This is a genomic window from Vreelandella halophytica (assembly GCF_968193635.1).
The window spans coordinates 2,188,187-2,213,595 of record NZ_OZ309107.1; the positions used below are offsets into that span (position 1 = coordinate 2,188,187).

A 25,409-nucleotide genomic window follows, 5' to 3' on the forward strand; every position below is an offset into this window, starting at 1 on the left:
GTAGTAAATGCCAGGACGCTTCGTAAGCGCCGGGTGCGTGTAGTGATACCGCCTAATGGGTTAGCATAGCGCGCCTATGCACCAACGTTGACGAACCATGGCGACTTCCACCGCTTTTTCACTTTCTGATGACGAGCTCGAACGCCTGGCGGCGTTGATCAAAACCTGGGGGCGTGAGCTCGGCTTTCAACAGATCGGCATTACCGATACCGAGCTTGGCGAGCACGAAGCGCACCTCGACGCGTGGCTTGCCAAGGGCTACCAGGGCGAGATGAGCTACATGGCCAAACACGGCACCAAGCGCACCCGCCCGGCCGAGCTCGAGCCCGGCACACGGCGGGTGATCAGCGCGCGCATGGACTACCTCCCCCCGGAAGTCGAAACCACCAAAGTGCTGAGTAAGCGCCACCTGGGCTATATCTCGCGCTACGCCCTGGGGCGGGATTACCACAAGCTGATTCGTAAGCGCCTGGCAAGCCTTGCCAAAAAGATCGAGCAGGAAGTGGGCGCCTTCGGCTACCGCGCGTTCGTGGACTCCGCCCCGGTGATGGAGCGGGCGCTGGCGCAAAAGGCAGGCCTTGGCTGGTTCGGCAAAAACGCCATGATATTGAACCCCAAGGCCGGGTCGCTATTCTTTCTTGGCGAGCTCTATACCGATTTACCTTTACCCGTCGATGCGCCGTTCGAGTCCGAGCACTGCGGGCGCTGCAACGCCTGCCAAACCGCCTGCCCGACCGGCGCTATCGTCGATGACAAGATCATCGATTCCAACAAGTGCATCTCGTATCTCACCATCGAACTGCACGGCGCGATCCCGGTCGAATACCGCCGGGCGATGGGCAACCGCATCTACGGCTGCGACGACTGCCAGCTGGTATGCCCGTTCACGCGCTTTACCCGGGCAAGCGCCGAGGAAGACTTCGCGCCGCGCCACGATCTGGACCGCGCCTCGCTTTTGAGCCTTTTCGCCTGGGGCGAAGAGGAGTTTCTGCAAAAGACCGCGGGTAGCGCGATCCGGCGTATCGGTTACGAGCGCTGGCTGCGAAACCTGGCCGTGGGCCTGGGTAATGCCCCCTACAGCCCTGAGGTAGAAGCCGCGCTCAACGCGCGCCGCGCCTACCCCAGTGCGCTCGTGCGCGAACACGTGGCCTGGGCGCTCGACGAGCAGCGCCGTAAACGCAGCGCGCGTATCGCCACCGCCGTTTAAGCCGGGTCGTCTTGCCCGCGCAGGAAGGTTTTACGGTAGTGGGCAAGCTCGGCGATCGACTCCTTGATATCGTCCATCGCCAGGTGCACGTTTTGCTTGCCAAAGCCCTCGAGGGCTTTCGGATTCCAGCGCTTGGCGAGTTCCTTCACCGTCGAGACATCCAGGTTACGGTAATGGAAGAACGCCCACAGTTCTGGCATTTCGCGCTCCAAAAAGCGCCGGTCCTGGTGGATGCTGTTGCCGCACATGGGCGAGGTGCCGGGCTCGACATAGCGGCTCAGAAAATCCAGGGTTTCGCGCTCGGCCTTGGCGGTATCGACCGGGCTATTTTTAACCCGGTTCACAAGTCCGGACTCGCCATGGGTTTTCTGATTCCAGGCATCCATCTGCGCCAGCAGGCTTTCGGGCTGGCTGACCGCGATCACCGGGCCTTCCGCGACGACGTTCAAGTCCGCATCGGTCACCAGCGTCGCGACTTCGATGATGCGCTCTTTCTCCGGGTCCAGACCGGTCATTTCCAGGTCGATCCAAACCAGCAGATCGCTTCTCGGGGCGGTGGTGTCGCTCATGCATTTCTCCAAATGGGCCGGGGCAAGGTGGCTTAAGATAGCGTGACTTAAGATTGTGTTACCCGGGCAACGTTAACAGGTACACTACGACTATTGTACCGAGCATCAGGTGGTCATGAGCAAACGTAAATTAAGCCGCCAGCAGCGCTGGCGCGTCGAGAAGATCCAGGCCGAGCGTACCGAGCGCGCCGAAAAGCGCGAAGTTCAGGACACTCAGAAGCTGGCCGCCGGCGAATACGGCGCGGAGCAGCCCGGGCGCGTGATGGCCCACTTTGGCCGCACCCTGGAAGTGCGCGACAGCGACAACGCCCCGGTGCGCTGCCACCTGCGCGCCAATATGGACGGCCTGGTGACCGGCGACCGGGTGATATGGCGGGCAGGCCAGGAGGGCTCCGGCGTGGTCGTGGCGCGGGAGGAGCGCGATAGCGTTTTGAAGCGCCCGGACGCCCGCGGCCAGCTCAAACCCGTGGCCGCCAACATCGACCAGATTCTGATCGTGTTTGCGGTCGAGCCCGCGCCGCGCCCCAACCTGATCGACCGCTACCTGGTCGCCGCTGAGGCCACGGGCATCGCCCCGGTGCTGGTGCTCAACAAGATCGATCTACTGCCTGACGATGGCGGCGAGCTGGGCGCGCTACTAGAGCGTTACCAACGCCTGGGTTACCCGGTGGTGCGCACCACCACGGATAATGAAGCGGGCCTTGAAGCGCTTCGTGAGCAGCTCGAAGGACGCACCTCGGTGTTCGTGGGTCAGAGCGGCGTGGGCAAATCCTCCTTGATCGACCTGCTGCTGCCGGATGAGTCGCTTCGCATCGGGGCGCTCTCCGAGGATTCGCGCAAGGGTACCCATACCACCACCACCGCAAGGCTTTACGCCATGGACCGCGACGAGGTCGCAAACGGCGAGCTGATCGACTCCCCGGGCATCCGCGAGTTTGGCCTGGTGCACCTGACCGAGCAGGAAGTGACCGATGGCTTTATCGAGTTCCGGCCGTTCATCGGCTACTGCCGCTTTCGCGATTGCCGCCATCGCCAGGAGCCGGGCTGCGCTTTACTTGGCGCGGTCGAGGAAGGCAAGATTCATTCCGAGCGTTTTGCCAGCTACCGGCGAATACTCGATAGTTTGAGCGTTTAAAAAACGCCTAAACGCCTGATTGAAAGGAGCAGTTCATGAGTGCTGATCACCCGTCCAGCGAAGCCAACCTGTTACCGCTGATCGTCGAGCCCGCCGATCTGGAGGCCCAGCTAGGCCACCCCGAGCTTTTGATCATCGACGTGCCGACCAACCCGGACAGCTACCGCCAGGGCCATGTGCCCGGCGCGGTGTATCTGGATTTTCGCTACCTGTTACGCGGCGAGGGCCCGGTGCCCAACGACGTGCCGGACATCGACTTTCTGTCGAAGCTTTTAAGCGCCCTGGGGCTTACCCGCAACACCCACGTCGTGGCCTATGATGACGAAGGCGGCGGCTGGGCGGCCAGGCTTTTATGGACGCTGGATTATCTTGGCCACACCCGCTACTCCTACTTGAACGGCGGCATTCACGCCTGGCGCGAAGCGGGCCTTGCCGAGAACACCGAGCAGACCCTGCCGACCCCTAGCGACTACCACGCCGAGGTGCTCAACCCCCAGGCGCTGATTACGGCGGATGAGATCAAGGAGAAGCTCGACGACCGCGGGTTTGCCGTGTGGGATGCCCGCTCGCCGGCGGAGTATGCCGGCGAAAAAGGTAACAACAAGCACCTGGGCCACATTCCGGGCGCGGTGAACATGGACTGGGTCAATGCCATGGACCATGAGCGGGCGCTGCGCATTCGCGACTACGCGGAGCTTGTCACCGAGCTCCAGGCCATGGGCCTGACCCCGGACATGGAAGTCGCCACCCACTGCCAAAGCCACCATCGCAGTAGCTTTACCTGGCTTGTGGGCAAAGCGCTTGGTTTCAACATTCGCGGCTACGCGGGCTCCTGGGGTGAGTGGGGCAATCGCGACGATACGCCGATCGAAAAATAACGCCCCTGCGGGCTTTCCTTGACCAAAAGTAACCAACGTGTCGCTATTTCAAAAAGCTTTTTCACTGATTCAGTACCCGCTGCCCCATCACGGCATTTCGCGCTTGACCGGCTGGTTTGCGCAAAGCGACGTGCCGTGGCTCAAAAACATGCTGATCAAGGCGTTCATCAAACGCTTCGGCGTGGATATGCGCGAGGCGCTGGAGCCAGACCCTACCGCTTACAAACACTTCAACGCGTTCTTCACCCGCGCCTTGAAGGCGGATGCCCGGCCGCTGGGCGAGGGCCTTTTGAGCCCGGCGGACGGCGCGCTTTCGCGCCACGGTGTGATCGAAGAGGGCCAGCTGATTCAGGCCAAGGGCCACCGCTACTCGGCGCAGACGCTGCTGGGGGGCGACGCGGCGCTGGCCGCCGAGTTCGCCGGCGGCAGCTTCGCCACGGTGTATCTCTCACCGAGTGACTATCACCGGGTGCACATGCCCGCTACCGGCACGCTGCGCGAAATGATCTACGTGCCGGGGCGTATCTTTTCGGTCAACCAGGCCACCGCCCGCTACGTGCCGAACCTGTTCGCCCGCAACGAGCGGCTGGTGTGCATTTTCGATAGCCCCGAGGGCGCGTTTGCCATGGTGCTGGTTGGCGCCATGGTGGTCGCCGCCATCGAAACCGTGTGGTCCGGCCAGGTTACGCCGCTGGCGGGCACGCCTCAGCGCACCCGCTTCGAGCGCCCCGTCACGCTTGCGCGCGGGGAAGAAATGGGGCTTTTCAAGCTGGGCTCGACGGTGGTGATGTGCTTTGAAAACCCGGTCGCCTTCGGCGACTACCCGCCGGAAACCAAGGTGCAGATGGGCCAGCCGCTTGGCCGCTATGAACCTTCGCCCGTCACGACGCCGGGGCCCGCGTAACGCCGGCCAAAAAGATCGTGACGCAGCGCCGGGCTCGGGCGCTGCACTGGGCCTCATCCAGCGCCAGGTCTCGGCCCAGTAATGCATCCACGTGCCACTCCCCCATCAACATGCCCATGAAGATCCCCGCCGCTTCCCGGGGGGTTTCAAGCTCGAGGGTTTCGCTGGCCACCTGGTCGCTCAAGTAACGGGCGAGTGCCTGGCGGGTCTGGTCCGGGCCGCGGGTCAAGAAAAGCTCGCCAAGCTCCGGGGCGCGCTCGGCCTCGAAGGCCAGACCGCGCACCAGACGAATAACGCCGGGGTCGAACACCAGCATCAGCATGCGCCGGCCCAGCTCGAACAGTACCTGCGCCGGCGCCTGACGGTCCCGGCGCCCCTCTTCCAGCACCGCCCAGGCGGTTTCGATATGGCGCTCCATCGCCGCGGTAAAGAGCCCCTCTTTATTGCCGAACTGCTTATAAAGCGTGGCCAATGAGCCGCCGGCGCGGGCCACGACGTCGTTGACGCTGGCCCCGGCATAGCCCTGCTCCAAAAAAACGTCCCGGGCGGCATCCAAAAGCCGCTCCCGGCGCGCCACGCCCCGGGAAGTAAGCGGCGTTTCAACCGTGCTGCTCTGCGCTGTGGATTTTTTAACCATTGCCCCTCCAGGGCTCATCGGCGTTTCGTACCTTTCGTCAACGCCGGGATAGCTATGTAGTGTAACCTTCATTACACTATAGGCAGATTTTGTGACCAGCTCAATGCCGGATGCGACCCGGCGAGGAATCCCCATGGCCAGCGGTGAACAGCAAAACGCGCCTCTTGAACCTTCAGTCAACGCCCTCGATGAGCCGGCACCGGCCAAAAAGACGGGCCGTAAGCTACTTTTGGCGGTAATCGCCGTTATCCTGTTGGCGCTACTCGCCTGGTGGGCGTTGGGCTGGTGGCAGGTGGGCCGGTTCATCGAATCCACGGACAATGCCTATGTGCGCACCGATAGCGTCGCCGTCCGCGCTGAGCTTGCGGCGCGGGTGATCGATGTCGCCGTGGATGAGAACCAGGCCGTCAAACGCGGCGACCTGCTCATTCAGCTCGACGACGCCAGCTACCGCGACCAGCTCGAACAAGCTCGGGCGCAGCAAGCGGTCGCGGCGGCCTCCTTCACTCAGGCCCAGCGCCAAGTGGCGCTTCAGCAGGCGGGCATCGACCAGGCCACCAGCCAGGTCGACGCGGCCCAGGCCGATGTCGACCGCACCCGCCAGCACGTGCAGCGCTCGCAATCACTTGCCGCCAACAACTACGGCTCGCGCCAGCAAAGCGAAGATGACCAAAGCGCGCTGCGCGTAGCCGAGGCCCACCTGGCCACTCAGCGCGCCGCCGTGGTGTCCGCCCAGCGCCAGCTGGCGGTGGCCGAAAGCGACGTAACCCGCGCCGAGGCCAACCAGCAAGCGGCGGCGGCGGATTTAGCCTACGCCCAGCACCAGCTGGATAAAACGCGGGTGACCGCGCCGCGGGACGGCGTCATTGGTAATTTACGCGTCGAGGCCGGTACACTCGCGCAGCCGTCGCTGACGCTAATGCAGCTCGTCCCCCTCGACTCGGCCTACATCACCGCCAACTACAAGGAAACCCAGCTCGAGCGCATTCGCCTGGGGCAGCCGGTTGCTGTCCATCTCGACGCTTACCCCAACACGACGTTCAGCGGCGTGGTCGAAAGCCTCTCCCCCGCTACCGGCACCGAGTTCAGCCTGCTGCCCCAGGACAACGCCACTGGCAACTTCAACAAGATCGTCCAGCGGGTGCCGGTCAGAATTCGCGTTACCGGCCCTAATGAGTCCATGAGGCTTCTGCGCGCGGGCCTGTCCGCGGTTCCGGATATCGACACTCGCGAACTCGACCCGCCGTACGAAGGGCTGGCCAATACTGCTGACGCTGATCCCGCGCCGCTATGAGCCAGCCCCCAAGCCCTACGGCGGGCGTGAGCGACATGCCGCCCTGGCCCCAGCGCATCGGCTTTATCGCGGCGGTGTTCGGCATGTTCATGGCCATTCTGGATATCCAGATCGTGGCCAGCTCACTCAACGAGATCCAATCCGGGCTTTCGGCAAGTCAGGACCAAATCTCCTGGGTGCAGACCGCCTATCTGGTGGCCGAGATCGTGATGATTCCACTCTCGGGTATGCTGATGCGCATTCTCTCCACCCGGGTCGTTTTCACCCTCTCCTGCGCGGGCTTTACCCTGGCGAGTCTGGGCTGCGCCATGGCCAACTCCATCGAGCAGTTGATCGTGCTGCGCGCCCTTCAGGGCTTTATGGGTGGGGCGATGATTCCCGTTACCCAGGCGATCAGCTTCTCGATCTTCCCCCGGCGGGTGATGGGCAGCGTGCAGGCGGTGATTGGCATGGTGGTCACCATGGCGCCGTCGATCGGTCCTACGGTGGGCGGCTATATCACCGAAACCCAAAGCTGGCACTGGCTGTTTCTGGCCAACGTGATTCCCGGCATTTTGGTGTGCTGGGCGGCGTGGAGCTTTCTGGATATCGATAAACCCAATCACGCGCTAGCACGCCGGCTGGATATCATCGGCCTGACGCTCATGGCGCTATTTCTGGGCTCGCTGGAGTTCGTGCTGGAAGAAGGCCCGGGCGAGGACTGGTTCGCAAGCCAGGAAATCACCCTTTTCAGCCTGCTGTGTTTGACTACCGGGGTGGGGTTTTTCGTTCGCACGCTGAAAAGCGCCCACCCGATCGTCGACCTGCGCGCCTTCGCCAACCGCAACTTCGCCATCGGCGCGGGCATGGGGTTCATCATCGGCATCGCGCTTTACGGGCTGGTCTACATCATGCCGCTGTTTTTCGGCTATGTGCGCGGCTACTCGAGCCTGCAGATCGGCCAGGTGATGTTCGTCACGGGGCTGACCATGTTCTTCTGCGCCCCGCTGGTGGGCAAGGCGACCAACCATCTCGACCTGAGAGTCATGCTGTTTGTGGGGTTCTTGCTGGTGGGCGTGGGCACGATGATGAACGCCAACCTCACCGTGGAGTCCGGCTTCTGGCAGTTCTGCGTTCCTCAGATCGTGCGTGGCATGGGGCTGATCATGTGCATCATCCCGGCCTCGCGCATCGCCCTGGGCACGCTTGCGCCCAGAGAGGTGGGTAATGCCAGCGGGCTTTTCAACGTGATGCGCAACCTGGGCGGCGCCATGGGCCTGGCGCTGCTCGATACGGTGCGCGATATTCGCGAGGATTTTCACTGGAACCAGCTGATTCCGGCGATCGACACCGGCCGCGAGGTGGTGGTGGCGGAGATCGCTAAATACGAGGCGATGCTGAGTGGCTCGGTGGCCGACGCCCACCAGGCCGCCGTCGGGCTCATCGCCCAGCGGGTGGCCCAGCAGGCCCAGGTGCTCGCCTTCAACGACATTTTCACCTGGCTTGGGCTTATCTACATTGCCACGGTGCCGCTGGTGTTTTTGCTCAAGCGTATCAAGGCCTGACAAGGCATCAGCAGTTGGGCGTCGCGAAGGTCAGCACGTCTTCAAGGCGCGACTTGCCAAGCGCCAGCTGAATCAACCGGTCGACCCCCAGCGCCACCCCGGCGCCTTCCGGCATGCCGTGCTCCAGCGCCGCCAGCAAACGCTCGTCGATCGCCACCAGGGGCAGGTTCAGCCGCGCGCGCTCGGTGTTATCCGCCTCGAAGCGTGCGCGCTGCTCGCTGGCATCGGTCAGCTCGTCGTAGCCGTTGGCAAGCTCGATGCCATCAAGATAAAGCTCGAAGCGCGAGGCCAGCCACTGGCCGTCATCGTCCTGGTGGCGCTTGGCAAGGGCGGCCTGGCTTGCCGGGTAGTCCACCACCAGGCTGAGCTCCCCTTTGCCAAGCGCGGGCTCGATGACCGTACTCATCAATAGATCGAGACAGGTCTCGCGGCTTTCGCGAGCAAGGCTTTCCAGCGGCATGTGGGCACGCTGCCCGGCCAGGCGTTTGAGCACCTCGAGCGAGGTCGTGAGCGGGTCCACGGTGAGATGGGTGTGAAAAAGCTCCCGGTAGCGGTAGCGCACGACCTTTTGGCCCGCCCCGGGCATTATCGCGTCCACGAGTTCCGCGGTTTCGTCGATCAGCGCGTCGAGGGAAAAGCCGGGGCGGTACCACTCGAGCATGGTGAACTCGATGTTGTGGCGTCGACCCACCTCGTTGTCGCGAAAGCTCTTCGCAAGCTGAAAAATCGGCCCGCTGCCCGCGGCCAGCAGCCGCTTCATGTGAAATTCCGGTGAGGTTTGTAGCCAAAGCGTTCGCTGCCCCTTGTCGGTACGCGCTTTGGTGGCAAGGGATGCCAGGTGCACATCGGTACTGCCGCCCTGGCCCAGCACCGGCGTTTCTACTTCCAGCACCTGGCGGGCGGCAAAAAAGGCGCGCACCCGGGCCAGCAGGCGGGCACGCTCGATCAGGGTTGCCATATCGGCATTGGGGCGCCAGGTGGGCGACATTGCCTTCCTCGATCTAAAAAGCCACGCGTGAGCGTGGCTTGAACCATTCGGGACGCGACAGCCAAGCGGCTGCCCAGGAATCACGCGCGGGAGACGTACTCACCAGAGCGGGTATCTACTTTTAACACTTCCCCCTGGTTGATGAACAGCGGCACGCGTACCACCGCACCGGATGAAAGCGTCGCCGGCTTGGAGCCACCCTGGGCGGTGTCGCCCTTAAGGCCCGGGTCGGTTTCTACCACTTCCAGCTCGATGAAATTCGGGGCCGAGACAGCAATAGCTTTGTCGTTCCACAAGGTAACGGTATAAGCTACCTGCTCTTTTAGCCACTTGGCGGTGTCACCCAGGGCTTTCTTCTCGACCGCGTACTGCTCGAAAGAGCCGTCGGTTTTCATGAAGTGCCACATGTCACCGTCGGTATAGAGATACTCCATCTCGAGTTCCATGACATCGGCGCCTTCCAACGACTCGCCGGACTTGAACGTACGCTCCCAGACACGGCCGGTCATCAGGTTACGCAGCTTCACGCGGTTGAAGGCCTGCCCCTTGCCTGGCTTGACCAGCTCGTTATCGACGATCGAACACGGGTCGCCGTCGAGCATTACTTTCAAACCGCCCTTGAATTCGTTGGTAGAATAGTTCGCCATAATGCCTCTCACTAATCAGTTGCTGAATAAAGCAGGTGATAAACGCTGTGATGAAGCGCCTTTATGAATAGCGCTTTTATCGAGTGCGCGCATGATAACCCGAAGGAGGGCTTTTTTGCAGGAGAACATGATGATTGCCGCCGTTAACGAAGGCGACGCGCCGGCAAGCGCCCCGCCGAGCTGGCAGCGTCAGCTTTCCGGGGCTATTCGCGACCCCCAAACGTTGTTGACACGCCTTGGCCTGGAGCCTGCGTTGCTCGGCGGCGCCCGCGCCGGCCATGCGCTGTTCGAAGTGCGCGTGCCCGAGGCGTATCTGTCGCGCATCGCCCCGCATACGCTAGATGACCCACTGCTCAAGCAGGTATTGCCGCTGGGTGACGAAGCGCTCACGCCCCAGGGGTTCGTGTTCGACCCGCTCAAGGAGGCCGAGCACCGTCCCGTCAAGGGGCTGATTCACAAGTACGCCGGGCGCGTGCTCTTGATCGCAAGCCCGACCTGCGCGGTGAACTGCCGCTACTGCTTTCGCCGCCACTTCCCCTACAGCGACAACTCGCCGTCGCGCGCGCAGTGGCAGGACACGCTCGACTATTTACGCCGCGATACGAGCATCCAGGAGGCGATTTTATCCGGCGGTGACCCGCTGGCGGCAAGCGACCGCCAGTTGGCCTGGCTTGCGGCCGAGCTCGACGCCATACCGCACCTCAAGCGCCTGCGCATCCACACCCGCCTACCCGTAGTGATCCCCGACCGCGTGGATGACGCGCTGCTCGACTGGCTAGGCCAAACGCGCCTTCAAAAGGTCGTGGTGCTGCACATCAACCACGCCAACGAAATCGACCAGGCCGTCATCGATGCCTGTGGGCGTTTAAAACAGGCCGGGGTGACGCTTTTGAATCAGAGCGTGCTACTGCGCAGTGTGAACGACAGCGTCGAAGCCCTCGCCACGCTTTCCGAACGGCTATTCGAGGCCGGTATCCTGCCCTACTACCTGCACGTACTGGACCCGGTACAGGGCGCGGCGCACTTCGACGTACCGGATCACGAAGCGCGAGAGCTGGTCGAGGAACTGCGCCACCACCTGCCTGGCTTTTTGATGCCGCGGCTGGTGCGCGAAATCCCCGGCGAGGCGAGCAAGACGCCGCTTTGAGAGATTGATATTTAAAGCGAAACCTGTCCAGGCCAGCGGTCGATTTCCGCTTTAAATCAACGCAAGCGCCGCATCAGGCTCGCTCGAACGCGCCTGATGCGATTTTCCTGCCGCCTCTTTAGACTTCAATCGCCTCGAGCGTGACCCCACGGCGCCGCTTGAACGCCTCCAAGCGATCGTCACTCGCTTGATTATCGGTGATTAGAGTCCAGTGGCTTAGCATGGGCGTCCAGTGCTGCTGGCTCGGGTTGCCAAGCTTACTGGAATCGGCGATTACGACCACTTTCAAGGCGCGGCGCATCATCATTTCTTTCAGATAAGCCTGCTCGGCGCTCGCCTCACAAAGCCCTAGATCCGCCACCACGCCATCGGCACTCATGAAGAGCTTATCGACTGAAAGCCTTTCAAGAGCGGCCTGAGCAGCAACGCCATACGTCGTCATACTGGCTGGACGTAAATCTCCGCCGAGCAGCGTGACGCGGCAATCCTTGATAGTTGCAAGCGCCGGCAACGCGGCCAGGTTATTGGTAAAAACGTGCAACCCCCGGCGCTTGCTCAGTAGTGTGGCGAGCTCGGCGGTAGTGGAGCCACCGTCGAGCAGCACCGAGTCGCCGTCTTCGATATGCGCCAACGCGGCCGCCGCCAAACGTGCTTTCACATCGCCACGCTCGTGCTGGCGCTGAGTCAACGATAGCTCTGGCTCGCGTCTGCCTACCACCGCCGCAGCCCCGCCGTAGGTACGTACGATATGTCCGTCGTCGGCCAAAGCGGAAAGATCTCGCCGCACCGTGGCCTCGGAAATATTGAAACGCTCACAAAGCGTTTCGACATCGGTCATACCGTTATGCACGGCCTCCAGCATGGCGTTGCGGCGATTAGTAACTTTCATGACCACTCCTGCCAGAACCGGGAAAACGCGGGGTTGGCTATTACGATGAAAAAGAGACGCCGTGGCGCTTGGCGACGATATCGGAAAGCTCGGGCACAAAACTATCGCCGGCTCCTTCGTCAAGGGCGCTTGCATAAAGCGCTTCGATCGCGTGGGCGACCCCCGCCTGTACATTCAAATCGTCAGCCAGGTTCGCCACATAGCGGATGTCCTTGCCCGCGTTGGCAAGCGAGAACCGATGAGCATTGCGGTCGCGCTCCAGCACGTATTGAAAAAACGTCTGGTAGAAGCCGCTATCCATCCGGCTACCACGAATGACGCTATCGAACACTTCAGGGGTCACACCGGCCTTCGCGCCAATGGTCAGTGCCTCCGAATAGATAGCGCCATAGCCCATGGCCAAAAACTGGTTCAAAAGCTTCATGGTATGGCCGGCACCCGCTGGGCCAACGTGAAGGATTTTGCTTGCCCAGCAGGCGAGCACCGGGCGCACGGCTTCGAGTGTGGCATCATCGGCACCCACAATCGCCTGCAGCTCACCGGTTTCGGCCTGAGTGGGCGTGCCGCCCAGTGCCGCATCGATAAACGTAACACCCTTGGCCGCCAAGCTTTCGTTTAACCGCTGGGTCAGCGTGGGTGCCGAAGTAGAGCAGTCCACGATGATCAAGCCTTCGTGAGCACCCTGCGCCAGCCCCTGCTCACCCTCGACCGTCGCCTCGACCTGAGGCGCACCGGGTACGCAGATAAAGACGATATCCGAGCGCTCGGCGACTGCCTTGGGAGAATCGGCCGCTTCGCCCCCCTGCTCCAAAAGCGGCGCCATGTTGTCATGGTTTGGGTCAAAGAGTGTCATGGCGTAGCCGCCCTGCAGGATATTACGAGCGATATTGGCCCCCATGAGCCCTAAACCGATAAAACCGATACGTTTCATTAGACATTCTCCTTTATGGTCGGCTGGCCCGACTTCTCACGGCGATTGGCAAGATCGATTGCTTGTTTCAACGCTTCGAGCAGGCTTCGCTCGTCGGCGATGCCTTGGCCGGCAATATCGAAGGCCGTACCGTGATCCACCGAGGTGCGGATCACCGGCAAGCCCACCGTCACGTTGACCCCGGCTTCGAGCCCCATCACTTTTACCGGGCCATGGCCCTGGTCGTGATACATCGCAACGACCACGTCGAAATCACCTCGCCCGGCTCGGAAAAACAGCGTATCGGCAGGGAGAGGCCCTTGAACGTCCCAACCCCGCGCGGCAAGCGTTTCGATAGCCGGCACGATTTTCTCTTCCTCTTCGCCATAACCGAACAGGCCATTCTCACCTGCGTGAGGATTGATTCCACAGACGCCGATACGCGGGTTATCGATACCGGCACGCACCAGTGTTTCGTGGGCGCGTTCGATAGTGCGGGTCACAAGCCCCGGCTCGATTCGATTGATCGCATCGATGAGCCCCATATGGGTCGTTACGTGAATAACGCGCAGATTGGGCGTCACCAGCATCATCGAGACTTCGTCGATACCGGTCAGGTGTGCCAGCATTTCGGTATGACCCGGAAAGATATGGCCGCCGGCATGCAGCGCTTCTTTATTGAGCGGCGCGGTGCAGATGGCGTCGAGCATACCGCCGTGGGTGAGTTCGACGGTTCGCGCAATGAATTGGTAGGCGGCGTTACCGGCCACCGGTGATACTTCACCGTAAGGTAATTCCTCGGGGATCAACGCCAGATCGATACAATCGAGCGTCCCCGTACTAAACCTGGCCTCTTCTACACGCTCGATAACGTTAAGTTCAAGCTGGCTGCCGACGATATTACCCGCCTTTTTCAACCGCCCTGCATCGCCAATCACCAGCGGACGGCAGCTTTGGTAGACACTGTCGTGGGCAAGCGCTTTCATGATGACCTCGGGGCCAATGCCTGCGGCATCCCCCATGGTGATACCTACAACTGGAAGGTAGCTCATCGTTGTTGGACTCCGAAGTAAGTAGTTCTGTGCGTCAATCGAGGGTGCGTGATTCGTCGACGAAAGAATCGCCATCACGCTGCTGCACCAAATAGCGCCAAGCCTGGTAGAGCGAGGAAGTCTCACCAAAACCGCCAGCTTTGGTCACCACGGGCAAGCCACTCGGGCCCAGCGATAGCACCACGCCGGGTTCGAGCTCATCTACGAGGCGCAACCGATCGATGCCAGCGGCGCTTAAAAGCGCTTTCGCCGTCTCGCCTCCCGTGGCGACCAGCCCGCCCAAACCATCGAGCTGGGGTCCCAGATAGTGCGCCAAACGACTCGATAGCGCGTAGCCGTTGATGGAGGGATCCGGTGTTTGCTGAGCAAGCGTTACCAGCACGTCCTCGCCCCGACCGAGCGCCATTTGCGCCATGAGTATCGCCTCGGGCGGCGTTGGGGAATTCAGTAACGCATGGATATCCACTCTAAATACGGCAAGCGCGCCGTTGGCCTGCTCGGCCAGATGATCGATCTGGCGATGGGAGATGGGCGACATGCTCCCCACGACCGTGAGTACTGGTCCGTTAACGCGCACTGGCACGGTGACGGGCGCTTCGCTGGTCACATATGCGCTCAAGGCTTGGGAAAGGCCCGCCGAGCCGACCCAAAACACCCTTTCAAGGGACTGGCTTGCCTGGGCGATGCGGTCAAGGTCGCCACTGGTTTGCGCATCGCACACGAGCGCCTCTACACCGTTTTCCTGCTGCGCAACGAGCCAATCGATCAGTACGTTCAGCGAGCAATCGCGCAGGGCGGCGAGCGTCAGGTGGGCGGTTTTAATCTTTTGCTGGGCGAGCATCCAAACGATGTCAGCCTTGCCAGCACGCTGTTCGTTGCGCCATACCTCGCTCTTTTCGACCGGCGTCTGATCGATGTACTGCCGGCCGTCACGTGTTACGCGTTGCATGGCGGGCATTGCAGGCGCGACGATTGCCATGCCGACATCGGGTATGAGTGCGGCGACCTCTTCGACCCAGTTACCGCGAAGGGTGGAGTCGATCTTTTTGTAAAGCTTGAGCTGCGGTGCAGCGACTCGTCGCCAGGCCTCGAGACATACAGAAGCTGCCTGAGCGGACGGCAAATGGCGCGAGTCGGTATCCACCACCAGGACTTGGCTCTGGGGCCGATCGGTTTGGGCAAGCTCGATCGAGGTGGGTAGATTCCTCCTGGCGTAGCTCACCGCACAGTCCGCCGCACCGGATAGATCGTCCGCTAAAATGGCCAGCCGGATCTCATGTGGCTGCGCTGACGAAACCTGTCCCGCCATTAACGGTACACCTGTAGCAGTTCGTCGAGACGCTGACGCTCCTGATGAGTCAATGGCAGCGCCGGCGCGCGTGTTGGCCCCGCGGGCATGCCTAAAAGCTCGGCGGCTGCCTTTAGCACCACCGGCATGGTCGCCATACCGAAGGCGTTGCGCAGCACGCGCAGTTTTTCCTGGGCCTGCCGGGCGGTGTCCATGTCTCCTGCCTGATAAGCGTTATAGATCGTCATGACGACGTCCGGCACGGCATTGGTCGTAGCGGCTACCGCGCCGTCCGCTCCGGCCAAAAGCCCCCAAAGGATGAGCGAATCCGTGCCCGTAAAGACCGCAAAATCATCACGCTTCAAACCGATCAACTGCGTTAACCGGTCGAAATCGCCTCCACTATCCTTAATGCCCTGCACCATCGGCAGGTGCGAAAGCTCCGCCACGGTATCGATGGCGATCGTGCCGCCGGTCTTGGCCGGAATGTTGTAGAGCATGAAGGGCAAGGCGGCTTCTTTGTCGATCGCCGTGTAGTGGGCGATCAACTCACGCTGTGAAACGGCATTGAAATACGGGGTGATAATCGAACAGGCATCGATACCTACCTGCGCCATACGCGCGTTCAGCTCGATGACACCCCGTGTCGTAAATCCACCGGTGCCTGCGATGACCGGCACGCGGCCTGCCGCCTGGTCGACGACTATTTGGGCCACCTTGAGCTTTTCATCATCCGTTAAAGCAAAAAACTCCCCGTTCGTGCCCAGCGCGAAGAGCCCGTGAACGCCCTTTTCGATCAGAATATCTACCAGGCTACGCAGCGCGGGTTCATCAACGGCCTGCTGGTCGTTCATGGGAGTAATGAGCGCGGGGATGATGCCTTTAAATAGCGTCATGGGGCTGGCTTCCTTAACGAATATGAACACGCATTTCGATCAAAACGATCACAAAAATGATCGATTCGATAAAAAACTGCAAGTTTCTATACTCAAAATCATTAGCTATTTCGTTCTAAAAACATATAAAAATTTGATTTTAATATATTTAATTAAAAGCAAACTTTGGTATATAAGACAAAAGTGTAAATGCATAAATTGATCGTTACGATCATTTTATAGTCATTAAAGGTCAGGCTGTGTCCGCTATCTGGCCTTCAATACCGCTCTCATTCTTTAATGCACATCACAATAAAAAAACCGGAGATCACTATGACGGTACGTAAATCACTCGGAGCACTTTTCGCCTCCTCGCTACTCCTTCCCATGACCGCGTGGGCCCAGGACGCCACGGTGCGCATCATCTCCCAGGACCCGGGTACCGGCTGGTACGCCTACGGCTCGGAGGTGGGCAAGATCATCAATCAGTCCGAAGGCGAGCTTGATCTAAATGCCGACGTTTTGCCCCGCGGCGGCGGCATGATGAACCCACTGGCCGTGGGTCAAGGCTCCGCCGACCTGGGCTTCGCTACCGCCAACGCCGCCCTCTGGGCCCGCGATGGCATCGGCGAAGAGTTCGAAGGTCGCGCCGCGGAAAACCTGCGCACGCTGGTCGGCGGCCTGCAGGCGGCCTACACCACCGTGGTCGCCCGCCGTGCCTATGTAGAGCGCACCGGCCAGCAGACCTTCGAAGAAATGGTCAACGCCGACAACCCGCCGAGCTTCGTGCTCAAGCCCACAGGGTCGCAGGTGCCGATCCTTGCCGACCACATGTTCGAAGCCCTCGGCACCAGCCTCGACGAGATGCGCGACCGGGGCGCTATCAACCAGATCAGCACCGCCCAGATTGCGCAAATGATGCGCGACGGCACCGCGGACGTTTATATCGAGAACGCCCCGCTTGGCCAGGCCACCATGCAGGAGCTGGCGCTGACCACCGACCTCTTCTTCGCGCCCATGTCCGACGACGTGCTCGATCATATGACCGAGGTAGGCGTGCCGCGTATTACCCTTCCTGAAGGCAGTTACGAGGGCATGGAGGGCGACTACGCCACCTCCAACACGCCGACCATCCTGATCGTCAGCGCCGAAATGGATGACGACGTCGCCTACCAGGTTACCAAGGCCATGGTGGAAGCACGTGATCGGCTCGCCGATTCTTTCCCGCCGCTGGCCGGCTGGGATCCGGAAGCCGGCGCTCAAGCCGACCAGGCGGTGCTCGACCTGCACCCGGGTGCCGCCCGCTACTACCGCGAGCGCGGCTGGATCGAGTAAGCGCCGACCCGGGAGCCATCACTTTTAAACTTCGTGGCGCCGCCGCAAAGACTTGCGGCGGCGCGCGGTCATCAATACGGCCATCAATTTCGGGGTACGTGTCTTGAAACCGTCCGACCTGCTCTCCTTTTCGATGCTACTGCGCGTCATCCAGATAGGGCTCTCCTTTACCTACGTCGCCTATCTATTGCGGCACTTCTTCGACCCGGCATCGCCGCTCGCGGCGGTGTCGTTTCACGTCTACATGGCCGTGGCGCTGGTCTTTGCCTTCAATCCGCTGAACTGGCAGTCGGGGCTGATGCGCTGGCTGGGCCGCGTGATCGATCTTGGCGGCATTGCGATGTCGATCGCCTTCGTGTGGGTCTATCAAAGTGAAATGAGACGTCTCGAGCGCCACCTCGAAATGATCGATCCGGTCCTCACCCTCGATATCTTCCTGCATGTTGCGGGCTTGATCCTGATCTTCGAAGCAGTCCGGCGCGCCGTGGGCTGGTCGCTTCTCGTCGTGGTGCTGGGCTTTCTCGCCTACGCCTACCTGGGCCCCTACTTTCCGGGGTGGATGGCGTTCCCCGGCTTCTCGCTGTCGACGATGACCGAACTGATCAGCATGAAGACCGACGGTATCTTCGGCGTCACCGCGACGGCGGCAATCAACTTCGTGTTCTACTTCGTGTTGTTCGGCACGGTCTTTACCCTGACCGGCGGCGGTGCGCTGTTCATCGACCTGGCCATGCGTATGACCGCCCGACTGAAAGGCGGCGCGGCCAAGATGTCGCTGGTAGGCTCGGCACTGTTCGGCATGGTCTCGGGCTCGGCCATCGCCAATACCACCTCGACCGGGGCACTGACCATCCCGATAATGGGCCGCGCCGGCTACTCGAAGGACCAGGCCGCCGCGACGGAAGCCATCGCCTCCACCGGCGGCCAGCTCATGCCGCCCATCATGGGGGTGGCCGCCTTCGTCATGGCGGATCTTCTCGGTATTCCCTACGGCACCATCGCGGCGGCGGCGCTGATCCCCTCGGCGGCGTTCTATTTCGCGCTCTACGTCATCGTCGACCTGCGCGCCCGGCGCTACGGCATCGGCAACGTGCCCTCGGAGCTTCTCGATATCGACCCTGTCATGCCCCGCGCGCATCTACTGGCCTCGCCCGTCGCCATGATCACCTGCCTGATCATCGGCTACTCCGCGCCTTATGCGGCGCTGGTGGGCACGGTCACGGCGCTGGTGGTGCCGTTTCTACGTAAGTCGACCCACTATGACCCGCGCAAGCTCTTCGACGCCGTGCTGGACGCGGCCAAGCAGATGGCGTGGATATCGGCGCCGCTAGCGGCGGTGGGTATCGTCATGGTGGTGGCCACCCAGTCGAACCTGGCGCTCAATTTCGTGAGCCTTTTGTCGGATGCTGGCACGGGGCAGCTCTATCTTTCGCTGCTGCTGGTCATTCTGGGCTGTATCATCATGGGCATGGGCTTGCCCACGGTGGCGGCCTACATCATCGGCTCGCTGGTCTTCGTGCCCGCGCTGATGGACCTGGGCGTGGATCGTCTAGCGGCGAATCTGTTCGTGCTTTACTACTGCGTGCTCTCGATGGTCACGCCGCCGGTGGCGCTTTGCTCCTACGCCGCTGCCGGTATCGCCCGCTCCGATGCCAACAAGACAGGGCTTCTCGCCTTCGCCTATTCGTTGGTGATCTTCCTGGTGCCCTTCGGCTTCATCAATGACCCGCACGTGCTGTGGCAAGGCACGGGGCTGGAGATTTTCGTCGGTGCCGTAGGCATGCTGCTAGCTACGTTCTGCTGGGCGGTGTTCCTGATGGGCTGGATGAACGGCAAGCTCTCCTGGATTGAACGGGGGATCTTCCTGGCGATCAGCCTGGCGTTGATTTTGTCACCGACGCTCTCGTCGGTCTGGAGTATCAGCGTGGCGGGCGCCGTGGCGCTGCTGCTTTGGTGTTTCACCCTGCGCCCGCGCCTGGTGCCGGTAAGCGCTTAGCCTACGCCCGGTTTTCCCGCTCGATGTATCCGGCCCTTACAAGCTCCGCCACGGCGGAGCTTTTTTATGGGCCGCCGCCGTTGCCAGAGCCTTCTCGCTGAATGTGTCGATTTATCTACACTGACACAAACGATTCGTTTCCATGACACCCTCGATTCGGGAGAAGAGCATGAGTGATTTCCGTTTGCCCCTGACCGCCAGCCTGGCCTGTTCGCTGGCCGCCCTTCCCGCCCTGGCTCAGGAGGTCGTGATCGACGCCGGCAAGGTGTTCGACGGCCAGCAGATCATCGAGAACGCTCGTATTTTGGTGGAAGATGGCCGCGTGATGGCCATCGGCCCGCAATCCGAGATCGCAAGCCCCGAAGGCGCCACCCGGGTCGACCACGCCGCGCATTTCATCATGCCCGAGCTGATCGCCGGGCATAGCCACGCAGGTACCGTACAGGGCATGGAGCACGGAGGGGAGCACTACGCCCGCGAGACGGTCGAGCGCGACCTTAACCAGTTCGCGGATTTCGGTATTGCCGCGGTCAACGCCCTGGGCATGAGCCCGCCGCTTTTTTACGAGCTGCGTAGTGAGCTGCGCGGGCGGGATCACGAAGGCGCGGACCTGTACGGCGCGGGCCCGGGCATCGGCGTGCCCGACGGCGCTCCGCCGGCAGAGGAGATGAGCGTGGTCGACGGCCAGGTACTACGCCCGAGCACCGCCGAGCAGGCCCGGGAGGCCGTGAGGGAAATGGCCGAGGCCGGCGTCGATGTGATCAAGGTGTGGATCGATGACATGGGCGGCAGTGCTCCCAAAATGGCCCCGGAGGTCTACACCGCCGCCGCAGAAGAGGCCCACGCGCAGGGGCTCAAGATCGCCGCGCACATCCACGACGCCGAGGACGCCGAAGCCGCGCTCGAGGCCGACATCGACATTCTCGCCCACGGCATTCGCGACGCAGAAATCGACGACGCGCTGGTCGAGCGCATGGCCCAGCAGCGCGTTTGGTACATCCCCACCATCAACATCGACGAAGCCGCGTATATTTACGCCGAGCACCCGGAATGGCTGGAAGATGACTTCTTCGCCCAAGGGATCAGCGACGAACTGCGCGAACGAATCGAGGACGAGCAGTGGCGCGAGCAGACGCTCGACGATAGCGACACCCAACAGGCGCGGGACGCCGTGGCCACCAACATGGCCAACCTGGCGCGCCTGTATGAGCACGGCGGTATCCGCATCGTGATGGGCACTGATTCGGGTGCCACGGCCCTGCGCGTACCCGGCATCGCCGAGCACCGCGAACTCGAGCTGATGGTCGAGGCCGGCATGGAGCCGCTCGACGTGTTGATCACCGCCACCTCCGCCGGTGCCGACATGCTGGAGATCGAGGATCTCGGGCGTATCGAAAAAGGCGCCCGGGCACAGTTTCTGGTGCTTGAGGACGACCCTACCGAAGAGATTACCAACACGCGCCACATCCTGGAGATTTTGCGCTATTAAAACTCTTGAGCCCCGCCACGGGGCCTATCTCGCGTGGCGGGCTCGCGAGCGGCTTTGGACGGGCGCGTTTTAGCCAAGGCGTTCACCCCGGCCCGCGCGAGCGGCAGCAACAGCCACAAAAGCGGCGTCATCACCCAGCGCCAGATGAACCGCGTCAAAATCAACACCGGCAGCAACACGATCAACCAGAGCAAAAACTGGCCAAGCCAGGCGGGTAACCCGAGCCACTGGGCCACGTTCGCCCCCAGCGCGCTGATCAGCGAGGGGTGGCGAATCACTACGTAGGCGGTGGTGGTGAGCGCGGCGATTTTGGCGATCCGGGGGAGCGTGGCGAAGCGCGCGGTGCCACCGAGGGCGGCGGAGCGTACACCGGTCTGGGCGCCCCGGGCTTCTACTCCGGCGACCCGGGCCCCACGGGCGGCGCGACCGGCGCGCAGCACCTTCACCGTACTCGCCATCAACAGAAGATCGACCCCGGCCCAACCTACGTCCGCCGCACCGATCGCCTCGTCCCGGCGCCACTGGTTCTCCAGGTTGCGTACGCCGCTGGTGAAGAAATCGCCCACACCCGTCACCACTCGCTCGCCCTGCAGCCAGTGAATGTCGCCTTGTGCGTCTTGCACGAACTGATTCAAAAGCGCGTGCCCTTCATCGAGTAGCAGCGCGATGCCCATCTGTCCGCGGGTGTCCGGCCCCCACTCGGCCGCCTCGCTCTGTTCGTCGTCGGCGTCGTTCCACCAGCGGCTGGCCGCCTGGTAGCGCTCCCCCAGCCAGTGCCGGGCTTTGAGCGTGGCGATATCGTGTTCGCGGTAGTAGGCGATGGGCAGCACGGCATCCGGCCCGTAACGTGCGAGCACTTCCTGAAAGGCGGGAAGAAAAGCGTAGGTCGACAGTGTCTCGCGGGCGATGTCCCCGTAGCGCGCCAGCGCCAGGTGCGCGTTCATCCAAAGGGCGGGATCATCGGCGTAGTGAAGAAAGACGGCGTTGACCGCAGCGCTCTCTTCATCCAACGACGCCTGGAGAGAAGGCAGCGCCCGCTGGGCCTCCAGGCGTACCAGGCGCGGCTCGAAGGCGTCGCTGGAGGCAAGCGTTGCCAGCAGCCCGGCCGTGACGACGGCTAACGCGATAATCACCGGTACAACGCGCATACGGCCTCCTTGAGCGATGACAAAGGAGTTCATTAAAGCGCAACGCCCGCAAAACTCAAGGTTTGCGGGCGTTGTCAGGCACTCGGCACCGTACCGGTTAGAAATCGTAGCTTAGGGTGGCCATCACGTTGGCGGGAGCGCCTGGCATGTTGAAGGTGTTCGCCCCGCCCACCCGGTTGTAGTACTCCCGGTCGAAGACGTTGTTGAAGTTGAGCTGGCCGCTGACGCTTTCGTTGAAGTCGTAACCGACCATCGCGTCGAACACCGCGTAACCCGGCGCATCGACGCCGCTGCTGGAGCCAAAGTCGCTCATCGCCGTCATGCCGGCGCCTACCCGCAGGCCACCCAGCGCCTCACCGGCGAAGTCGTACTGGGTCCAGAGGTTGACGATGTTCTTCGGCATCAGCAGGAAGATGGCGTCCTCGCGGGCATCGCCGCTTTGCTGCACCTCGGTGTCCAGATACGTATAGCCGGCGATCACGTCCCACTGATCGGTGACGCTGCCGGTCACCTCGAACTCGGCACCCTGAATGCGCATCTTGCCGATCGGCACCGAGTAGCTGGCCCCGGTATCCGGCGAGGTACCCGCGCGGTTATCGTCGTACAGGCGGAAGGCGCTAAGGCGGGCGTTCAAGTCACCGTTCATGTAGCTACCCTTCACGCCTACCTCGTACTGGTCGCCCTCGCGCGGCTCGATCAGGTTGGCGTCCGGGCCCTCGGCGGTCTGCGGCTTGAAGACCTGGGAGTAGCTTGCGTAGAGCGAGTGGTTCTCGTCCAGGTCGAACACCACGCCGGCGTAGGGGGTCACTTTGGTATCGCTTCGATCCTGATAGGTATCGGCGGCCTTGTCCTCGAAATCGATATCGTAACGGCTCACCCGGGTACCGGCGATCAGCGCCAGCGGGTCGATCGGGCGTAGGGTCAACTTGCCATAAAGCCCGGATTCTTCCAGCCGGGTATCGGTATGGGCGTAGCCCGAACCGGTCGCCCGGGAAGCCCCCAGCACGTCCACAAAAGCCAGCTCGTTCAATTCGTCCCGGGTGACCCGGCGCCCGGCCAGGCTGCGCGAACGCCCGGACTCGGTCTCGGTGTCGAAGCGTTTGTAGTCGCCGCCCACCACGAATTCGCTGACGCTATCGAAGGCGGCGAAGGGTTGACTGTAGCTTGCATCCAGCGCCAGCGCTTGCTGATCGATCCGGCTGCCGATCGCCGCCACCGTCAAGCGGTCATCCGCATCCAAAGCGCTGCCGCCGAAGGCGTAGTTGTAGTTGGCATTACGGTCCGAATAGCGCGCCGCGACCCGCCCGAAACCGCCGGTATCGAAGCGGTGGGTCAGCTCGGCGATCCAGTCGTTCGAATAGCTGTCGAAGTCATTCCAACCGGCGCCGAAGAAATCCGAACGCGACCCATACAGAAGCTCGTTGTCGGGGCCTACCGGATGGCCGTTGTTGACGCGGATGTCCTTGCTGTTATGGATGTAGCCAAGTCCGAAGGTGGTCGAATCGTCGAGGTCGACGTCGATGGCGGCGTAAATATCGTTTTGCTGGTTGGTGTTGCGATCGACGAACTCACCGTGATGGGCGCGGTCGAGCACCAACCGCCCGCGCACCCGGCCATCATCGCCATCGAGCGGGCCGGAAACATCGACCTGGGCCGAGCGCTGCTGATCCGTTCCCGCGCCTACGCTGATGCGCCCCTGGGGGTCGTAGGTAGGCCGCTTACGCACCAGGTTGACGATGCCGCCCATTTCGCTGGTGCTATCGAAAAGCCCGGAGGGGCCGCGCATGATCTCGACGCGGTCGAACGCCGAAAGCGTCGGCACCGAGCCCGTGATGCTGGTCATGGGCGCGGGCAAGCCGTCGATACTGTACTCGTCGTACTCGAAACCGCGGGCGTAAATCGAGGAGCGGCCGTTGTCGTTGGAGAGCACGCGCATACCCGGCGTGCGGCGGCCAAGCTCGTCCAGGGTGGTGAAGTTTTGATCCTCGATCGCCTCACGCGTCACCACGCTGACCGACTGGGGAATATCGCGCAGGGAGGCCGGGGTTTTGGTTCCCACGGTCGCCGCGTCCACCCCGTAGCCACCGGTCACCTCGGAAGGCAGCATTTCGTACAGGCGGTTGCCTTCCACGGTCACGGTCTCGAGTCGCATGGCCTCGCCGGTGGCCTGCGCCAGTACGTTCGGCGTAAAGCCGAGCAGCAGCGCCGCACTCCCCACCGCGGCCGCGTTTTGATAAGTACGCCGTTTAACCAACATCGCTCCCTCCCCTTTTGATATCTGTTTCGCGCCTGCTTTGCGAATGAGAATCCATTACAATAAAATTCAAGGCAGCGGATTATGGCATCTTGCGGGGCGCGCCACCTTTGCCAAGGCGTCGCTTTGCTATGCAAACGCTGCAAATACGATAAGCAGGCTTATTTACAGGAGCCGCACGTGGACGGTTCACGCGACAAGCACGTCATTAGCACGACCGACCTGCAACGGTTGTCGGCACATCTGGTAAAACAGCAGCGCCTGGAGGCGCCAGCCTGGGACAAACGCTCGGCGCCGCTTTCGGGAAAAATGTGGGTGAGCGAGCGGGAACCGGGCATGCAGCTGCGCCTGGCGGACATCGAGGACCGCTTCGGGCTCAAAAGCCAGGCGCTGCTCCCTGCGGGGGTCAAAATCGCGCTGGTCGTCCAGGGCAGCGCCCAGGTGCGCTACGGCCATCATGAAACGCTGCTGGGCCCGGAAGAGCCGCACTCTGCGCTGATCGCCACTCTTCCCGATAAAACGCCCTTCGTGCGCACCGGTCGGCCGGGCACTTGCGAGCGTACGCTGACGCTCTCGCTCTCCCCGCGCTGGCTAGCGCGCCACGGCTACCAGGCCCTGGCCGAGCCCCCTTCGCCTGCGGTTCACCCCTTTACCCCCTCGTCCGGCCTTTTGGCCCTGGCCAAGAGCCTCTTCGAGACCGGTAGCGAAGAACCCACGCCGGCTACGCGTTTGATCATCGACGGCTTTGCCACCCTTTTGGCCGGCGAGGCGCTAAAGCACGCGCCGCAAAAGCCCCCCGTTTTGGCCCCAGGCCGGGTACGCCTGGCAAGGCTCATGGCGCTCATCGACCGGGGAGAAGCGCGCGGGCTCAGCCAAAAAGCGCTGGCCCGGCGGCTAGGCATGAGCCTAAGTGCGCTGCAAAGAAGCTTTTCCAGCGAACGCGGTGAGCCGCTGGGCCAGTTTTTACGCCGCCACCATTTGGATAGGGCGCGAAAGGCGCTGGAGCAGGAGGCGATTAGCATCGAACAAGCGGCGATGCTGGCGGGCTACACCAGCGCCACCAACTTCGCCACGGCCTTCAAACGCGAATTTGGTGTAGCGCCCAGCGATTACCGCAGCCAGCGCAGGGATTCACAACGCGCCCACCGCGACATTTCACCGCACAAGCGCGGCGTCTGCTAGGCTTAAACGGCACACGGCTAATCCATCGAACCGCTATCTAT

Annotated in this window: 22 protein-coding genes; 11 read left to right on the top strand and 11 right to left on the bottom strand. The window is 62.1% G+C overall.

Annotated elements, in window-relative coordinates; translation table 11 throughout:
- Positions 1–97: 97 nt before the first annotated feature.
- The gene (queG, locus tag ACWHXT_RS10290) at positions 98–1,207 is read left to right on the top strand and encodes a tRNA epoxyqueuosine(34) reductase QueG (protein WP_447529088.1); all 1,110 of its coding nucleotides are present in this window, start codon (positions 98–100) and stop codon (positions 1,205–1,207) included.
- On the opposite strand, the gene orn is transcribed toward queG, so the two are convergent.
- Complete coding sequence (orn, locus tag ACWHXT_RS10295; RefSeq protein WP_447529089.1) at positions 1,204–1,776, bottom strand: oligoribonuclease; 573 nt, start codon at positions 1,774–1,776, stop codon at positions 1,204–1,206. The two genes, queG and orn, sit on opposite strands and share 4 nt — an antisense overlap.
- Before the next feature lie 115 nt (positions 1,777–1,891).
- Between orn and rsgA the strand changes: the two genes are divergently transcribed.
- From rsgA to asd, 3 genes are read left to right on the top strand one after another with little or no spacing between them, the layout of a single operon-like run.
- Complete coding sequence (gene rsgA, locus ACWHXT_RS10300) at positions 1,892–2,911, top strand: small ribosomal subunit biogenesis GTPase RsgA (RefSeq protein WP_447955759.1); 1,020 nt, start codon at positions 1,892–1,894, stop codon at positions 2,909–2,911.
- Between the two features lie 35 nt (positions 2,912–2,946).
- Positions 2,947–3,789 (top strand): sulfurtransferase, encoded by an 843-nt coding sequence (locus ACWHXT_RS10305; protein WP_447955760.1) that lies wholly within the window; start codon positions 2,947–2,949, stop codon positions 3,787–3,789.
- Positions 3,790–3,826: 37 nt separating this feature from the next.
- Complete coding sequence (gene asd, locus ACWHXT_RS10310; protein WP_447955761.1) at positions 3,827–4,693, top strand: archaetidylserine decarboxylase; 867 nt, start codon at positions 3,827–3,829, stop codon at positions 4,691–4,693.
- Here asd and ACWHXT_RS10315 read toward each other — a convergent pair.
- On the bottom strand, positions 4,671–5,330 hold the full coding sequence (locus ACWHXT_RS10315; protein ID WP_447955762.1) for a TetR/AcrR family transcriptional regulator: 660 nt from the start codon (positions 5,328–5,330) through the stop codon (positions 4,671–4,673). The genes asd and ACWHXT_RS10315 overlap by 23 nt on opposite strands.
- A gap of 133 nt (positions 5,331–5,463) precedes the next feature.
- On the opposite strand from ACWHXT_RS10315, the gene ACWHXT_RS10320 reads away from it, so the two are divergent.
- Both ACWHXT_RS10320 and ACWHXT_RS10325 read left to right on the top strand, forming a co-directional pair.
- A complete protein-coding gene (locus ACWHXT_RS10320) occupies positions 5,464–6,624 on the top strand; it encodes an HlyD family secretion protein (RefSeq protein WP_447955763.1) in 1,161 nt (386 codons plus the stop codon).
- Complete coding sequence (locus ACWHXT_RS10325; RefSeq protein ID WP_447955764.1) at positions 6,621–8,168, top strand: DHA2 family efflux MFS transporter permease subunit; 1,548 nt, start codon at positions 6,621–6,623, stop codon at positions 8,166–8,168. Before ACWHXT_RS10320 ends, ACWHXT_RS10325 begins: the two co-directional genes overlap by 4 nt.
- A 7-nt stretch (positions 8,169–8,175) precedes the next feature.
- Here ACWHXT_RS10325 and epmA read toward each other — a convergent pair whose 3' ends face one another.
- Together epmA and efp are read right to left on the bottom strand one after the other, a co-directional pair.
- A complete protein-coding gene (gene epmA, locus ACWHXT_RS10330) occupies positions 8,176–9,156 on the bottom strand; it encodes an EF-P lysine aminoacylase EpmA (RefSeq protein ID WP_447955765.1) in 981 nt (326 codons plus the stop codon).
- Positions 9,157–9,236: 80 nt separating this feature from the next.
- Positions 9,237–9,803 (bottom strand): elongation factor P, encoded by a 567-nt coding sequence (efp, locus tag ACWHXT_RS10335; protein ID WP_263584362.1) that lies wholly within the window; start codon positions 9,801–9,803, stop codon positions 9,237–9,239.
- 115 nt (positions 9,804–9,918) lie between these two features.
- Here efp and epmB point away from each other — a divergent pair, with 115 nt between their 5' ends.
- Positions 9,919–10,950: an EF-P beta-lysylation protein EpmB gene (gene epmB, locus ACWHXT_RS10340; RefSeq protein ID WP_447955766.1), complete on the top strand. Its 1,032-nt coding sequence runs from the start codon at positions 9,919–9,921 to the stop codon at positions 10,948–10,950.
- Between the two features lie 118 nt (positions 10,951–11,068).
- Here epmB and ACWHXT_RS10345 read toward each other — a convergent pair whose 3' ends face one another.
- Genes ACWHXT_RS10345 through dapA form a run of 5 tightly spaced genes read right to left on the bottom strand, consistent with a single transcriptional unit; the run spans position 11,069 to position 15,985 of the window.
- Positions 11,069–11,839, bottom strand: a complete 771-nt coding sequence (locus tag ACWHXT_RS10345) for a DeoR/GlpR family DNA-binding transcription regulator (RefSeq protein WP_447955767.1) — start codon at positions 11,837–11,839, stop codon at positions 11,069–11,071.
- Between the two features lie 40 nt (positions 11,840–11,879).
- On the bottom strand, positions 11,880–12,770 hold the full coding sequence (locus ACWHXT_RS10350; protein ID WP_447955768.1) for an NAD(P)-dependent oxidoreductase: 891 nt from the start codon (positions 12,768–12,770) through the stop codon (positions 11,880–11,882).
- Positions 12,770–13,801, bottom strand: a complete 1,032-nt coding sequence (pdxA, locus tag ACWHXT_RS10355) for a 4-hydroxythreonine-4-phosphate dehydrogenase PdxA (protein ID WP_447926262.1) — start codon at positions 13,799–13,801, stop codon at positions 12,770–12,772. Before pdxA ends, ACWHXT_RS10350 begins: the two co-directional genes overlap by 1 nt.
- 34 nt (positions 13,802–13,835) lie before the next feature.
- Entirely contained in the window at positions 13,836–15,110 is a 1,275-nt protein-coding gene (locus ACWHXT_RS10360; protein ID WP_447926263.1) for a four-carbon acid sugar kinase family protein, read from the bottom strand.
- A complete protein-coding gene (dapA, locus tag ACWHXT_RS10365; RefSeq protein ID WP_447926264.1) occupies positions 15,110–15,985 on the bottom strand; it encodes a 4-hydroxy-tetrahydrodipicolinate synthase in 876 nt (291 codons plus the stop codon). The genes ACWHXT_RS10360 and dapA overlap by 1 nt, the downstream gene beginning before the upstream one ends.
- Positions 15,986–16,297: 312 nt before the next feature.
- On the opposite strand from dapA, the gene ACWHXT_RS10370 reads away from it, so the two are divergent.
- The 3 genes from ACWHXT_RS10370 (at position 16,298) to ACWHXT_RS10380 (ending at position 20,784) form a co-directional block, all read left to right on the top strand.
- The gene (locus tag ACWHXT_RS10370) at positions 16,298–17,299 is read left to right on the top strand and encodes a TAXI family TRAP transporter solute-binding subunit (RefSeq protein ID WP_447926265.1); all 1,002 of its coding nucleotides are present in this window, start codon (positions 16,298–16,300) and stop codon (positions 17,297–17,299) included.
- Positions 17,300–17,402: 103 nt separating this feature from the next.
- Positions 17,403–19,295, top strand: coding sequence for a TRAP transporter permease (locus ACWHXT_RS10375; protein WP_447955769.1), 1,893 nt, complete (start codon positions 17,403–17,405; stop codon positions 19,293–19,295).
- A gap of 169 nt (positions 19,296–19,464) precedes the next feature.
- Positions 19,465–20,784, top strand: coding sequence for an amidohydrolase family protein (locus ACWHXT_RS10380; protein ID WP_447955770.1), 1,320 nt, complete (start codon positions 19,465–19,467; stop codon positions 20,782–20,784).
- Here ACWHXT_RS10380 and ACWHXT_RS10385 read toward each other — a convergent pair.
- Both ACWHXT_RS10385 and ACWHXT_RS10390 read right to left on the bottom strand, forming a co-directional pair.
- Positions 20,781–21,932, bottom strand: coding sequence for a hypothetical protein (locus tag ACWHXT_RS10385; RefSeq protein ID WP_447955771.1), 1,152 nt, complete (start codon positions 21,930–21,932; stop codon positions 20,781–20,783). The genes ACWHXT_RS10380 and ACWHXT_RS10385 overlap by 4 nt on opposite strands.
- A gap of 97 nt (positions 21,933–22,029) precedes the next feature.
- A complete protein-coding gene (locus ACWHXT_RS10390; protein WP_447955772.1) occupies positions 22,030–24,189 on the bottom strand; it encodes a TonB-dependent siderophore receptor in 2,160 nt (719 codons plus the stop codon).
- Between the two features lie 177 nt (positions 24,190–24,366).
- On the opposite strand from ACWHXT_RS10390, the gene ACWHXT_RS10395 reads away from it, so the two are divergent.
- Positions 24,367–25,368 (top strand): helix-turn-helix domain-containing protein, encoded by a 1,002-nt coding sequence (locus ACWHXT_RS10395; protein ID WP_447955773.1) that lies wholly within the window; start codon positions 24,367–24,369, stop codon positions 25,366–25,368.
- The last annotated feature ends 41 nt before the right edge of the window (positions 25,369–25,409 follow it).